We start from the raw sequence: 14,837 nt of genomic DNA, 5'->3' as shown, positions 1-14,837 counted from the left end.
AGGGATCTATGTGACGGAACTTACTGATGACGGACTGAGCGTCAAACGAAATGAGAGTGGACTCCCTATCTTGAAGAAGAAAATCTGTGGTAACGCTTTCGAGGGTACCAATATTTATAAGAAGAATGGTTACTACTATTTGTTCGCCTCCATTGGCAGTTGCTGCAACGGCGTTAACAGCAGTTATAAAGTCGTAGTGGGACGTTCTACCGATCTACTTGGCCCTTACGTTGACAAGAAAGGAAAGGGAATGCTTGATAATAGTTGGGAATTAGTTCTGGAAGGCAATATGCAGAAATGGATAGGCCCCGGGCATAACTCGACTATTATCCAGGATGATAAAGGTACGGATTGGATGATCTATCATAGTTATCTAAAAACAGGCAATGAAGTCGGAGGCCGCCTGGGAATGGCTGGATCGTGTACAATGGACAGATGACGCATGGCCATACATCAAGAACTGTATACCATCAAATTCAGATTTAATACCCGTGTTTAATGATAGGAATTAATATGAAATGCTATGAAAAAGAATAAGAGCATTTCTTTAACTAATTAAAATTTAATATATGAAAAAAAGTAATTATTGGAAAAGTGAGCACGGCTATCTATATAGTGTCGTGTTGGTATTAATCATTTTTTGCTTTGCGGGTTGTAAAGACAATGATGAAGCGGAAAATGTGTTTGACCCTGGCAAACCTGTACTTATCAAAGACTTTTTACCTAAAAAAGGAGGATTTGGTAGTAATCTAATTTTGTATGGAGATAATTTCGGAAACAATCCATCGAATATTAAAGTAACTATTGGAGGAAAGAGTGCAACTATTGTTACGGTGAAAAATAATAGTTTGTATTGTATTGTTCCCTCAAGAGCTTATGATGGAGATATTCATGTTAGTATTTATGATAATCAAGGAGAGGAAATAGCGTATGCTGAAGCTGAAGGGACTTTTGAATATGAGAAGAAGTGGTTAGTGACAACTCTTATAGGAAAACGATATGAGGTCCCAACTGATGAAGTAGAAAAAGAAGGTCCATTTAATGATTGTGGTTGTTTTAAGAAAATGACTTGGTTCTCGTTTGATCCTAAATCAAATTTTGATCGAATGTATATAACGACTCATGATTGTCCTCCTAATCGACTTGTGGATTTTACAAATGAATATGTTAGCTATTTTAAAACATCCGGACTATCTAGACCATCCATAATCAGCTGGACCGCTGACACAAATGGAGATATGATAATCTCTGATGATATAGGAACTGCCAATAAAACAGGGAATTGGCTATTCTCACGCGAATCTGGTTTTACAACGAGCACAGGGCTGACACAGGCTCAAAGTGTTACAGGAGCTATGGTTCATCCAATAACGGGGGAATTATATTATGCAGTCTATTATAATCAAGATGTATGGCGATATGATTTTAAAACAAAGGAACTTACAAGTCCATTTAGACATTTGCGTACCAAAGAGACAATACGTATGGTCGTTCATCCAACAGGGAAATATGCATATCTAATTCAGAATTACTATAGTGGTGCAGGCCGATACATTGCGCGAGCAGATTATGACGAAGTAAATAAAACCTATACTACTCCATATATCGTATGCGGCTCCGACAACACCAGTGGATATGCTGATGGAGTTGGAGATAAAGCTTTATTGAGCAGACCTGCTCAAGGTGCTTTTGTAAAGAACCCAGATTACATGGGAGAAGAAGATGAGTATGATTTCTATTTTTGTGATCAAGACAACCATGCAATCCGTATTTTAACGCCACAGGGAAGAGTTAGCACTTTTGCTGGAAGGGGAAATAATGGAACATCTGGATATGCTGATGGTGAACTGCGTACTGAAGCCCGATTTGATAGTCCAATCGCACTTGCATATGATGAAAAAAGACAATGCTTTTATGTAGGTGACAACAATAATAAAGTAATACGCAAAATAGCTAGAGAAGAATAATAAATGAAAAACACATAATTTTATGATGAGAAATATTTTATTTATATGCATGTTACTATTCGGGGTTTCTGGCAATGCACTAGCGCAAGAAAACATAATAGTAACAGGGGTTGTGACCGATGCGAGCAAAGAACCCATGATTGGAGTAAACATCTCTGTACAGAATATGCCTGGACTAGGTGTTATCACCGATATTAATGGTAAATACTCCATTAAGGTCTCCCCTTTTAATAAGCTAGTATATTCGTATATCGGTTATGAAACGGTGGAAGTACTAGTAAAAGATCAGCGAGTTATTAATATAACAATGAAGGAGGCATCTTCTACGGTGATTGATGAGGTGGTGATAACAGGAACAGGTGCGCAGAGAAAAATTGCTGTGACTGGAGCTATTACAAATGTGGATGTGGATGCACTGAAGGCTATACCATCGACATCTATAGTTGATGGTTTGGCAGGGGTTGTTCCCGGTATTATGGCAATGCAAACATCGGGTCGCCCGGGTAGCGTGTCTGAGTTTTGGATTCGTAGTATTTCAACTTTTGGTGCAAGCAGTGCAGCATTAGTATTGGTTGATGGCTTTGAACGAGATATCGATGAAGTTAATGTTGAGGATATAGAGTCTTTTACCGTATTGAAAGATGCTTCGGCTACTGCTATTTATGGTAGTAAGGGTGCCAATGGAGTTGTTTTGATTAATACGAGGAGGGGAAAAGAAAGTAAAATTAATATTAGTGCAAAAGTCGAGGGATTCTACAATACGTTTACGAAAGTACCTGATTTTGTGGATGGGTATACATACGCTTCTATGGCAAACGAAGCAAAAATAACACGAAACGAGGAACCTTTATATTCTGCCTCAGAATTGGAGTTATTTCGTTTAGGGTTAGACCCGGATTTATTTCCGAATGTAGATTGGATGGATGTTATGATGCGTGATGGTGCTTGGAGTTCAAGAGCAACATTAAATATGAGCGGCGGTGGAAAGACTGCACGATATTTTGTATCGGGAAGTTATCAGGACCAACAAGGTATGTATAAGGTAGATAATGCGATGAAAGATTATAATACGAATACCAATTATCGTAAATGGACGTACCGCATGAATGTGGATATTGACATTACAAAATCAACCTTGTTACGAGTTGGTGTCTCAGGTTCGCTCCGCAAACAAAATGACCCGGGAGTTGGCACAGATGCTATTTGGACGGTTCTTATGGGTTACAATTCAATTATGATGCCTGTGACATATTCTGATGGAAGGATTCCTGCGTGGTCTGAGAAAGATGATAATTTAAATCCTTGGACACAAGCAACAATGACAGGGTTTAATGAAAGTTGGCAAAACAATATCCAGACCAATGTTACACTCGAGCAAAAACTGGATTTTATAACAAAAGGGCTACGGTTTATTGGCCGATTTGGATATGACACGAACAATTCAAATTGGATCAAACGTTTTAAACGTCCGGAAGTTTGGAAGACTGATCGCTATAGAGATGTTGACGGTAATTTGAATTTCACCCGATTAAAAGAGGAGGTACCAATGTCGCAGTACTCAGGTTCAGAAGGTGATAGGAGAGAATTCTTTGAGTGGGAATTGCATTATGATCGTGGGTTCAAAGAACATCATGTAGGAGGAGTCTTGAAATACAATCAATCTTCTAAGGTTTTCACCCAAAATATTGGTACGGATCTTAAGAACGGTATGGCAAGACGTAATCAAGGACTGGCAGGACGAGTAAATTATAATTGGAATTATCGTTATTTTATTGACTTCAACTTTGGATATACAGGTTCTGAAAATTTCCATAAAGACAATCGTTTTGGCTTTTTCCCGGCTATCTCTGGAGCTTGGAACATATCAGAAGAACCTTTAATCAAAAAACATATGGGAAAATGGCTGGATATGTTCAAGATACGCTATTCTTATGGTAAGGCAGGTAATGATGACCTAGGGAAAGATATTCGGTTCCCTTATTTGTATACTATTGAAACCGGCGGATCATATAATTTTGCAGATGTGGCTTCAGTAAAAAAAGAATGGGAAGGTATGTATTATAGCTCAATAGCTTCTCCGACTGTATCTTGGGAAATTGCAACTAAGCAAGATTTAGGTATTGATTTCTCTCTTTTTGGTGATAAATTATCTGGTGCGATTGATTATTTTCATGAAAAGCGAACAGACATTTATATGACTCGTAACTACATTCCTAATATAGTAGGTGTAACAACTGCACCTAAGGCGAATGTAGGTGAAGTAAAAGCACGTGGATTTGATGGAAACTTTTCTTTTAAACAAAGAGTTGGAAAAGTGGATCTTACCTTGCGTGGAAATATTACTTATAGCAAAAATGAGATTATAGAAAGAGACGAAGAGAACACGATTTATGGATATAAATTAGACCAAGGACACCGTGTAAACCAGGCGAGAGGATATGTTGCTTTAGGTCTGTTTAGTGATTATGACGAAATTAGAAACAGCCCGAAGCAAGAGTTTAAATATTCGAAAGGTGAGTATAATAATCAAGTATACCAGCTTATGCCCGGAGATATCAAATATAAAGATATTAACGGTGATGGCGTGATTGATAGCAATGATAGAGTAGCTATTGGGGCTACAACGAAACCAAATCTCGTTTATGGTTTTGGAGTTTCAGCTAAGTGGAAAGGATTGGATGTCAATATGCATTTTCAAGGAGTAGGCAAATCGACTTACTTTATAAATGGAACAACTGTTTTTATGTTTAGCGGAGGCGACGGATGGGGTAATGTGCTATCCGAAATGGCAAACAGTAACCGTTGGATACTAGGCCAAAATGAAGACCCTAATGCGGAATATCCACGTTTAACATATGGCCAAAATCCAAATAACGAACAGACCTCTAGCTACTGGTTAAGAGATGGCTCTTATTTACGTTTAAAAACATTGGACATTGGCTATTCATTGCCCAAAGCCTTAGTAAATAAAATCCATTTTAATCAAGTGCGTATTTTCTTTGTCGGAACTAATTTACTTACTTTTTCTAAGTTCAAACTTTGGGATCCTGAATTAGGTAGTTCAGATGGGAAAAAATATCCATTGAGTAGGACTTTCTCTATGGGAGTATCTGTTAATCTATAAACTATAAAAATATGAAAAAAGTTATTCTAATTTTGTGTTTTGCGCTAGGAATGAGCTTCATGTTTGTCGGATGTGCCGATTATCTGGATTCGGATTACATCTTTGATGAACGCACTTCCATTGAAGATGTTTTTCAAGATAAAGACTATACAAATAGATGGTTAGCACAGGGTTACATTTATTTAGGAAACCAGTATTTACAAGAAATCTGTAGCAAAAAGAATGTCGCTTTTAATTACGCTGACGACATGTATTATGGTGATTACGGTTATGCAAGCTGGAAGTCTGGTAGTTATACAGAAGACGGATGGAATAAGAACAGCTTGTATATATGGCAAGTTGGCTACAGAGGAATTCGCCAGATGTCTATCTTTCTTAATAATATTGATATTAATAAAGAACTTACAGTAGAGGAGGCTAACGATATGAAAGGACAGGCCCACTTCTTGAGAGCTTATTTCTATTGGCTTCTTGTACGTACATTTGGACCTGTACCTATTGTTCCTGATGAGGGAATTGATTATACGAAAGAGTATGATGAGATTGCTCAACCGAGAAGCAGTTATGATGAGTGCGCTAATTATATCTCCAATGAATTGGTTAAAGCTGCTACTATACTTCCAATGACCCGAGGGGTACAAGACATAACCCGCCCAACCCGCGGAGCAGCTTTGGCACTACGCTCTAGAGTCTTGTTGTATACAGCCAGTCCGTTATTTAATGGTAAAACTCCCGCTGAAGTACTTGCTGCAATGGTAGACAAGAAAGGCAATCCTTTGATTTCGTCAACTTACGATGAATCCAAATGGGCCAAAGCCGCTGCTGCTGCCAGGGATGTGATGGAATTAGGAAAGTATAATTTATATGTAGCCTATAAAAGAGAAAGTAATGATATAGCCTACCCTACTACTATCACTCCGCCAAATGATAAAGGCGATTTTCATTCAAATCAATGGCCGAATGGCTGGGCTGACATTGATCCATTCGAATCATATCGTTCTTTGTTTAATGGTTCAGTTACCGCATATGAAAATCCAGAGCTGATCTTTACTCGTGGTTCCAATCAAGCAAACGAGGGTATAAATATTATGGTACTTCATCAACTACCTCGTTCAAAAGGAGGTGGATATAACTGTCATGGAATGACACAAAAGCAATGTGATGCTTATTACATGAAAGATGGAAGCGACTGTCCCGGGATGAATAGCATGTATCAAGGTAGGAAAGGATATACAGAGCCGAGTCGATTTAATACAAATCCTTATACAACCAACTTGGTTTCAACCGCTGAACTAGCCAACTATCCGGAATTAGGTCCCTCAGGTGCAAAAGTTAGTAAACAATATGCCAGTCGTGAACCGCGTTTTTATGCCTCTGTAGCATATAATGGTAGCGTATGGAATTTTCTGAATGCAGATAGTGGAAAGAAAGAAGAGACAAACGTTCAACTTTTCTACTATCGCAATAGTCCGGATGGATATCAGATTGGTACCTATTGGCTTAACACAGGTATCGGTATCAAGAAATTTGTTCATCCGGATGATATCGGTGATGCAGAGAAATCATATGATGTAAGCCGTATGCATGCGAAAGCAACAACTGAAATTCGTTACGCTGAAGTATTATTGATTTATGCAGAAGCTCTGAATGAGTTAACAGGGCAGCACGAGATACCTTCCTGGGACGGTAGTCAAGTCTATCAGATAAAACGAGATGTGGACGAATTAAAAAAGGCGATTCAACCAATATGTATTCGCGCAGGACTACCTGATTATGAGGTCTATGATGATCCAAAAGAGTTCCGTATTAAATTGAAGCGTGAACGCCAAATTGAGTTATTTGCGGAAGGTCATCGTTACTTTGACTTGAGACGTTGGTGTGATGCTCCAGCTGAAGAATCAGCTCCTACATATGGATGCAATGTATATTCTATGAGCAATAATACAACAAGTTTCTATACACCAGTTGAGGCAACGTCGTTACCATCTATATTTACAACTAAAATGTGGTTTTGGCCCATCCATCATGATGAGTTAAAACGGAATAAAGAATTGACACAAAATCCAGGTTGGACAGACCCTGAATAACTATATAATACGTATAAAAATGAAGAATATATATTATCTATTTTTAGCCATGATTACAGTGATATGCAGTACATCATGTAACAATGAATGGGAGGATGAGCAGTTTAAGCAAATGGTCTCTTTTAAGGCAGTGCCAAATAGTGATGGAGTAACTTCTGCTTATGTCCGTTATAATGCCGGAGATGTTGTCAAATATAATCTTCCTATAATTCTTAGCGGTTCAACAATGAACACTACGAATCGGAACATTCATATTGCAATAGATCAAGACACCTTGAATGTTTTGAATAGAGAACGCTACGGGGAACGTGAAGAACTGTATTATCGTTTATTAGATTCCCAATATTATAGCATTCCGGATGCTGTAGAACTTTCGAAGGGCAAATACACAACAGTACTACCGATCGAGTTCACTTTGGGAGGAACTAATGGGGTTAATCAACTGAATTTATCAGAAAAGTGGATTTTACCACTATCGATTATGGATGACCCATCCTATGACTACCAAGCAAATCCTCGCAAGCATTATCGGAAAGCATTGCTAAATATTACCCCATTTAATGATTATTCGGGAACCTATAGTGGGACTAAGTACATGATCTATCTTGATGATGACCAGACTCATGCTTTTACTTTAGCCAATCATAAAGCATATGTACATGATGATAAAACGATTTTTGTTTATGCAGGACTTAGAAATATTGACTATTTAGATCGCCAGAAATACAGAGTATTCGCAAAGTTTACCGATGAAAAGATAGATCTTCAAAAGAGGAAGCTCGAAATTTGGAGTGATAATGATGATCCGGTCAATGGAAATGCATTCAAACCCGGAGAAAGCCAGTCTTATTATACGGTAGAAGAAGCGTATGATGCAAAGAAACCTTACTTAAAGCATATCTACATTACACTTTTCCTATCATATACTTTTGAAGATTATACAATTAGCCCAGGCAACCGCCTGAAATATACCGTAAAAGGAACATTGAGTATGCAACGTGACTTGAATACACTGATTCCAGATGAAGATCAACAGATTCAATGGAATTAAATACCTCTATTTTTAATTAGAATGAAAAGAGGTTGAACTCAAGTCCAATTTTGGGAACAACCTCTTTACTTCTATAAATATCTTTATTGATTGAATTATTAAAACGACTCGACTTGCTCAACTTTTATTAAACATTATTTTTATGAAAAACCTGATTAACTTGAGGATATTTTATCTGTATTTGACTATGTTATCAGCAATCCTATTTGCTAGTTGCCAGAAAAGCGACGAAGAGCCAAATAATTTGCCTCCAGGCAAAGGGAAAGTTATATTTAACCTGCATACTCCAGGCACATTCCTTACCAGAGGTGCGGATGTTGATGGTGAGAATGGAGGAACTAAAGACAAAATTGCTTTCTATCAATTTAATAAGGAAGGCAAATATGAGCAGAGATATGTTCTCAATTATGCAGTGGCTACTTCTGTGAATGAAAATAACAATACAAGGTCATATTCTCTGGAGCTAACTTCTTCGACAAAAGGGGAAAAGAGATTTATTATTGTGGAGAGTGGAAATGAAAGCAACTTTCCCAGTATGAGTGAATCAAACACAATTAATGATTTATTAAATAGCAAAACGATTGCAGAGAATGGAAAGTTGAATCCTCCATTCGTTATGTCCAATGTTAAAACAGATGGTAAGGAATACGTAACTGTTGCCAATGTAGAATCCCCCGAGAATCAGGTCAATGTAAAACTTAAAAGACGCGTCGCTAGATTTGATTTGCTGAATGATCCGACAGAATCAGGTGTCGTAATTGATAAAGTATATATCAAAAATAGATATACTCAGGGATTTATTGGAGATGTAAGTGGAAATGCAGGAAATATATCTGCTGATATGCTGGAAATACCGGCAGCTGATTTAGCTAATGATAGAAAGAGCTTCTATCTTTATCCGACTCAGTTGACTTCAATTCTTGACCAGAATGAGAAGACAGTGGTATGGGCTACAACCAAGCTTGCTAATACCAATACGGCAGGTCCTACCTTATACCTTAATCTAGCATCTGATATCAATGTTGAGGCTAATTATCTGTATCAGCTTAATACAAAGCGTATAGCCGGTTCTGCAGGCTTTGATATATCCGTAGAAGAATGGAAAGATGGCACATCCATTGATTGGGTTACAGTCGAAAATGGGATTTCTTCTATGGATAACAAAGCTATGATTATAGCAGGAACAGAGATCAAAGGAACCTATGTGAAAATTGGAGCTGATGCAACAATGCCGTATACGATAAAGCGTGTCGTTACAGATTATAGTTCTACTACTTTGGAAGCACTGTATGATGGCAGCTTACCTTCATGGCTTACAGTTCTTTCATCTACAACAGCAGCGGGTAGTGGTCTTTATCGTCATGAGATTATTTATACAGTGACAGGACGTCCGGGGAACTCATATCAGTATGCAGTTACCTACTCAACGGATCCGTGTCGGATGAGAATTTACTTGTGATAGGGTTCATTGATCCGTATCCGGGTACTCCCCTTCCTTGTCTTTCATGGGGCAACAAGCTCTATTCACCTATTCATGCCAAACAGACAACTTATCTCACGCATAACCATGTAGACAAGGTTTACTACTGTGGTGCCAAAGGATATGCGTTCAACACGAATATGTCTTCTATAAAAAATGATGTTTCTATAAATCCGTGTCCAGATGGGTGGTCTACTTTAAATGATAAAGAAGCGGAAGATTACATCTCATGGGTAGGTAAGAATCTTAAATCACAGGTTACCGAGTCGGTATACGCTTATCGTTGGTTCGAGCCAGTGGGTGAAGGTACTTATATGCGTATACTTGCAGGTTATCCAACAGCTAAAGATCCGAATCTAAAAGATTTGGCTACTTTTGGCACATGGCCAAATGTAGCTTGGGTAAATATAAAGCTGTCAGATCTTACCGTACAGGATCAGACTTTTGGTAATGCATGGGTTGTGAAAGACAAATATGGAATCCCATACCGGTGTATCCGTGACAAAGCCGATTGGAATTAATCTACATATCCATTGACTCGTATATTTTATTATAATGACTAAATTTGTAAGACAATGCTAAAGAATACTTTATTGGTGATTCTCTTGACAATCTCGAGCTTATTCTCAGCCTGTGCTGAAGAATATGTGGGCGATGTACAGAAAGAAAGTAACACAAAGGAAATACGTTTCAGTTTGAACATGGAGAGGGGGATAACGATGTCTCCTACCAGATCTTCTATGTCTTTAGCCGGAATGCAATGGAAAATATTCTGTTTCGACGACCAATACAACTACCTGTTTGACCAGACAGGAAAAGTCGGTGACATGACAGACGAAATAAAAGTTTCCGTAACTAAAGGTATCATTTATCGATTTCTATTTTTGTTTGCTACAGCCGATAAGACCTTTCCTACGTTACAGTCCGGCCACACTTATTGGGATTTGAGCGCGTATTCTCCTCAATTACCATTGACTGATCCTATGACAATGCTTGTCAGCAAAGGCGAACAAGATGGTACACTCCGTGTGGCTGCCTCCACTTCGTCAGTGCAAGTAACTCTTTCTCCACGTACATCCAGAATAGTACTACAGAAAGACCCGAATACTGCTTCAGGGATCACAGTGAATTCCGTTAGTTATACGAATGCCGTATCTTCTGTACCTTATGTTCATATTGAACCGCAACATTACAATGAATATAAGAATCTTCCGGTAACCACTAGAACAACCTATCAGTATGTGCCTCAAGCAGACAGTGTATGTTATATACTTCCGGATATGTGCGCCAACTCATTTGGGATGAATGCCACTCTACATATAACTGATCGGGCCTCTAAAAAACAGGATATACCGGTAGCAGTACCGGTAGGCCTTGCGCTCAATGCAGGCGGAGGAAGGACATATTATATTGAAATAGCAGCCGATATAAACGGGAAAATATCTGCAACTTGGGCAACACGTGCTGTCCCTAAAACTCTGAAGCTAGCTACACAGAATTTATGGGGTAAAAAGGCGTCCGTAGTTATAGACTATTTCAACAAGATTGACGTAGATGTTCTTTGCGCACAAGAATGTAGCAACCTTTCCGAAGCTGAAATAAATGCACAGGGACTTTATGTGCATACTCATTCTAATAACGGGCAGGGAAAATGCAGTATCATATCGAGATATCCCTTTTCGGGAACGACTCCGAATAAATATGGAGTTTATATCGATTTAGGAGAAGGAATTGTTGCATTAGTAATGAATTGTCACGGTGCTTTTAAACCTTATGGCCCCTACCAGCTAAACGGCATTGAATATGGTGGTTTTGCTTCGACTACTGATGTAGATTATGTAGTGAAGGTAAATAAACAGGCGCGGCAGGAAATGGTTGATATGCTACTGGCAGACCTGGCGTCAGCAACCACACCGTTTGTTTCGATTTCCGGCGATTTTAACGAGCCGTCATGGCTCGACTGGACCGAAAACACCAAGTCAGCAGGTACAACTCCTTATGCCGTACAATGGCCTACTACTCACGCATTGTGGGAAGGAGGAATAAAAGGAGATGCATATAGGACTATACACCCCGATCCGGTGACACACCACGGCTATACGTGGACTCCTTTCCCAAGTGCGAAAGATACTAAAGACCGCATAGATATAACTCTTTATACATTGTCACCAAATACGACTGTAAAAAGTAGCCAGATAATTGGCGAGGACACAAATACATCAGATATCGTCTTCCCATCATGGATATTTGATCATAGAGGGCTGCGGACAGAATTCGTTTATACTAGATAAAGTAACCTTCATTTGAGACTATATTCTCATTAATTGACCTGTTATTAGTGTATTGAATTAAAGTAAACCTCTACTTTTGCTTCATACCAAACTTAATTAAAACTCTAATATTAATATGTACAGCTTAGTTAAAACCTTTTTCTTCTCTTTTCTATTATGCTTTTACTCCATAATGGTCTTCGGACAAAACCGAGTGAATGATGACCGGACATCTCAACGCCTTTGGCTGGATTCTGAGATAGGGCACCAGGGAAGTTATCAGTGGAAAATGATAAAATCAGGAGATACAACAGACCCTGGGGAAAAGATTTCGCTATCAGACTATCCAACGATGAATTGGATACCCGCCATAATACCCGGTACCGTTTTAAATTCTCTAGTATATAATCAGAAGTTTCCGGAGCCTTATTACGGAATCAATAATAAGATTGAGTCTAAATTGATACCGGACATTTCTGAAACCGGACGCGACTTTTATACTTATTGGTTCCGGACTGATTTTAACGTCCCTCAATCATTCAAAGGAAAGACGGTTTGGTTACAAGTAGATGGAATCAACTACCGGGCAGAAGTATGGGTGAATGGGAACTTGCTAAGTACAATTAATGGTATGTTCATACAGGACTATATTGATGTTACGGATTTTGTGAACATAGGAGAGAGTAATGCATTAGCTATAAAAGTATATCCGGTAGATGTTCCCGGTAGCGCTAAACCTAAAACATGGGGAGCTGCAGGTGAGTTCCATAATGGTGGCAACGGTAATATTGGATTAAATACTACAATGTTGATGACAGTAGGCTGGGACTTTACGTTTATGGATGGTATCCGTGATCGTAATACAGGTATTTGGAAAAACATTTCTCTATATACAACCGGTAGAGTCGCCTTACGCCATCCTTTTGTCAAATCCGAATTGAGAAAGCCGAGCTATGACCAAGCCCGAGAACTTATATCAGTAGAAGTAATCAATCCTTCAACCAATAATAGCGGCGTTAACTGCGAGGTAAGGGGTGAGATTGTTGGTGAAAATATAACTTTCAAGAAAACATGCCGGGTGATACGCGGAGAAGAAAAAGTAGTAACTTTCTCTCCTGAAGAGTTCCCGCAACTTACAATTAACTCTCCAAAGCTGTGGTGGCCTGTAAACAAAGGCCCACAAAACCTATACGAACTAAAACTAACCGTATTGGTCAATGGAGTAGCATGTGATTCCGTAAGAACGAAATTTGGTATTCGCGAGATCACGTCCGATACAAACACTCCGGATAAATCACGTGTTTTCTATGTAAACGGCAAAAGATTGTTTATCCGCGGTACCAACTGGATACCGGAAGCCATGCTGAGAACTTCAGATGAACGTACTTATGCAGAGCTAAGATATACTCGTCAATCGGGTGTCAATCTGGTGAGAATGTGGGGAGGCGGCATCGCAGAATCCGATTATTTCTTCCAGTTGTGTGATGAACTCGGGTTATTGGTATGGCAAGAGTTCTGGATGACCGGTGATACTCGTCATCCGCATAACAAGGCTGTCTATATGAGCAATGTGGAATCTACAGTAAAACGTATCCGCAACCACCCATCGCTGGCTTATTATGTTGCATCCAATGAAAGCACGGAAGTTACCGGAACACCTGAATTGCTAAACGTACTAGACGGTACACGCGGCTTCCAAATGCAATCCGAATGTGACGGAGTGCACGATGGTAGTCCTTATAAACAGGTAAATCCCATGCAACATTACGAAAACACAGCATCTCCGAGAGGAAGTCGTGTTGATGGTTTTAACCCGGAATATGGTGCGCCAACTCTTCCAACAGTAGAAATCCTTCGGGAGATGATGGATGAAAAAGACCTTTGGCCTATCAATAAAGAAGTATGGGATTACCTGGATGGAAATGGTTTCCATTTGATGACTACTATGTATACAGATTTGGTGAACAACTATGGAAAGTCATCTTCAATCGATGAGTTTGCCAAAAAAGGACAATTAGTGGGTGCTATAAACTCGAAGAGTATTTGGGAAGTGTGGAACTACAATAAACTAGATAACGGTGATCGCTTCTGTTCGGGACTTTTATTCTGGTATCATAACTGCTCTATGCCTCAGGTAGCTTCCCGCATGTGGGATTGGTCTTTAGAGCCAACAGCCTCCCTTTATCATACGGCCAACTCTCTGGAACCCCTACATGCCCAGTTTGATTATCTTAAGAACACAGTGTCTGTGATAAACGATTATTATCGTGATTTTAATAACTACAAAGTTACAGCTCAGGTATATGATATCAATAGCCGGAAAGTTTTTGAAGAATCCGCGCTTGTCAATTTGCCATCCGACGGAGTAGCTAACGATGCATTAACTATCCGTTTCCCGGAAAACATTTCTCAGGTTCATTTCATCAAACTGATTCTGAAAGATGAAAAAGGGAAAGACGTTTCTTCTAACTTTTACTGGCGTTCCAACGATAAGTATGAAGGTAGCAAGACTTTGACCGGTCCGGCAGCGTCAGGCTTTGAAGACTTGAGTAAGCTAAAGCAGGCTAAAGTGAAACTCGCTTATAAAGTAAGAGAAGATAATGAAAATTACTTCGTTGATATTACTTTGAGCAATACATCCGGTCAGATTGCTTTCTTCAATCAACTGCAATTCCTGAATTCAAAGATGAGCCCGATACGTCCTTCATTCTATACAGATAACTTCTTCTCTTTGATGCCAGGCGAAAAGAAAGCAGTGACTATTGAAACGGCTAAAGGAAAACTAAGCGAAGGAGCAGCACTCGTACTGAAAGGTTGGAATATAGATACTCAAACATACAAATTGAAATAAAAAGAAG

8 protein-coding genes and 1 pseudogene are annotated in these 14,837 nt (G+C 39.0%); all 9 read left to right on the top strand.

The genetic code is table 11. The annotated features are described in order from the left end of the window. A pseudogene (locus tag JCM10512_RS03805) lies at positions 1-512 on the top strand (family 43 glycosylhydrolase); the annotation flags it as partial. A 57-nt stretch (positions 513-569) separates the two neighbouring features. Next, positions 570-1,967 (top strand): IPT/TIG domain-containing protein, encoded by a 1,398-nt coding sequence (locus tag JCM10512_RS03800; RefSeq protein WP_044160533.1) that lies wholly within the window; start codon positions 570-572, stop codon positions 1,965-1,967. 22 nt (positions 1,968-1,989) lie between these two features. After that, positions 1,990-5,091 (top strand): SusC/RagA family TonB-linked outer membrane protein, encoded by a 3,102-nt coding sequence (locus JCM10512_RS03795; RefSeq protein ID WP_044160531.1) that lies wholly within the window; start codon positions 1,990-1,992, stop codon positions 5,089-5,091. Between the two features lie 11 nt (positions 5,092-5,102). Further along, positions 5,103-7,178, top strand: coding sequence for a RagB/SusD family nutrient uptake outer membrane protein (locus JCM10512_RS03790; RefSeq protein ID WP_044160529.1), 2,076 nt, complete (start codon positions 5,103-5,105; stop codon positions 7,176-7,178). Between the two features lie 19 nt (positions 7,179-7,197). Next, positions 7,198-8,229, top strand: a complete 1,032-nt coding sequence (locus tag JCM10512_RS03785) for a DUF4973 domain-containing protein (protein WP_044160527.1) — start codon at positions 7,198-7,200, stop codon at positions 8,227-8,229. Between the two features lie 142 nt (positions 8,230-8,371). Next, entirely contained in the window at positions 8,372-9,688 is a 1,317-nt protein-coding gene (locus tag JCM10512_RS03780) for a hypothetical protein (protein ID WP_244436883.1), read from the top strand. Next, positions 9,685-10,230 (top strand): hypothetical protein, encoded by a 546-nt coding sequence (locus JCM10512_RS23375; RefSeq protein WP_244436881.1) that lies wholly within the window; start codon positions 9,685-9,687, stop codon positions 10,228-10,230. Before JCM10512_RS03780 ends, JCM10512_RS23375 begins: the two co-directional genes overlap by 4 nt. 54 nt (positions 10,231-10,284) lie before the next feature. Then, complete coding sequence (locus JCM10512_RS03775; RefSeq protein ID WP_044160525.1) at positions 10,285-12,000, top strand: endonuclease/exonuclease/phosphatase family protein; 1,716 nt, start codon at positions 10,285-10,287, stop codon at positions 11,998-12,000. 115 nt (positions 12,001-12,115) lie between these two features. Then, on the top strand, positions 12,116-14,830 hold the full coding sequence (locus JCM10512_RS03770) for a glycoside hydrolase family 2 protein (protein WP_044160523.1): 2,715 nt from the start codon (positions 12,116-12,118) through the stop codon (positions 14,828-14,830). The last annotated feature ends 7 nt before the right edge of the window (positions 14,831-14,837 follow it).

Source organism: Bacteroides reticulotermitis JCM 10512 (assembly GCF_000517545.1).
Taxonomy (GTDB): Bacteria; Bacteroidota; Bacteroidia; order Bacteroidales; family Bacteroidaceae; genus Bacteroides; species Bacteroides reticulotermitis.
This window is presented reverse-complemented; position numbering and strand designations above follow the sequence as displayed.

Coding starts and splice junctions, on each gene's coding strand:
- JCM10512_RS03800 (WP_044160533.1), top strand. CDS start 570: ATGAAAAAAAGTAATTATTGGAAAAGTGAGCACGGCTATCTATATAGT.
- JCM10512_RS03780 (WP_244436883.1), top strand. CDS start 8,372: ATGAAAAACCTGATTAACTTGAGGATATTTTATCTGTATTTGACTATG.
- JCM10512_RS03790 (WP_044160529.1), top strand. CDS start 5,103: ATGAAAAAAGTTATTCTAATTTTGTGTTTTGCGCTAGGAATGAGCTTC.
- JCM10512_RS03775 (WP_044160525.1), top strand. CDS start 10,285: ATGCTAAAGAATACTTTATTGGTGATTCTCTTGACAATCTCGAGCTTA.
- JCM10512_RS03785 (WP_044160527.1), top strand. CDS start 7,198: ATGAAGAATATATATTATCTATTTTTAGCCATGATTACAGTGATATGC.
- JCM10512_RS03770 (WP_044160523.1), top strand. CDS start 12,116: ATGTACAGCTTAGTTAAAACCTTTTTCTTCTCTTTTCTATTATGCTTT.
- JCM10512_RS03795 (WP_044160531.1), top strand. CDS start 1,990: ATGATGAGAAATATTTTATTTATATGCATGTTACTATTCGGGGTTTCT.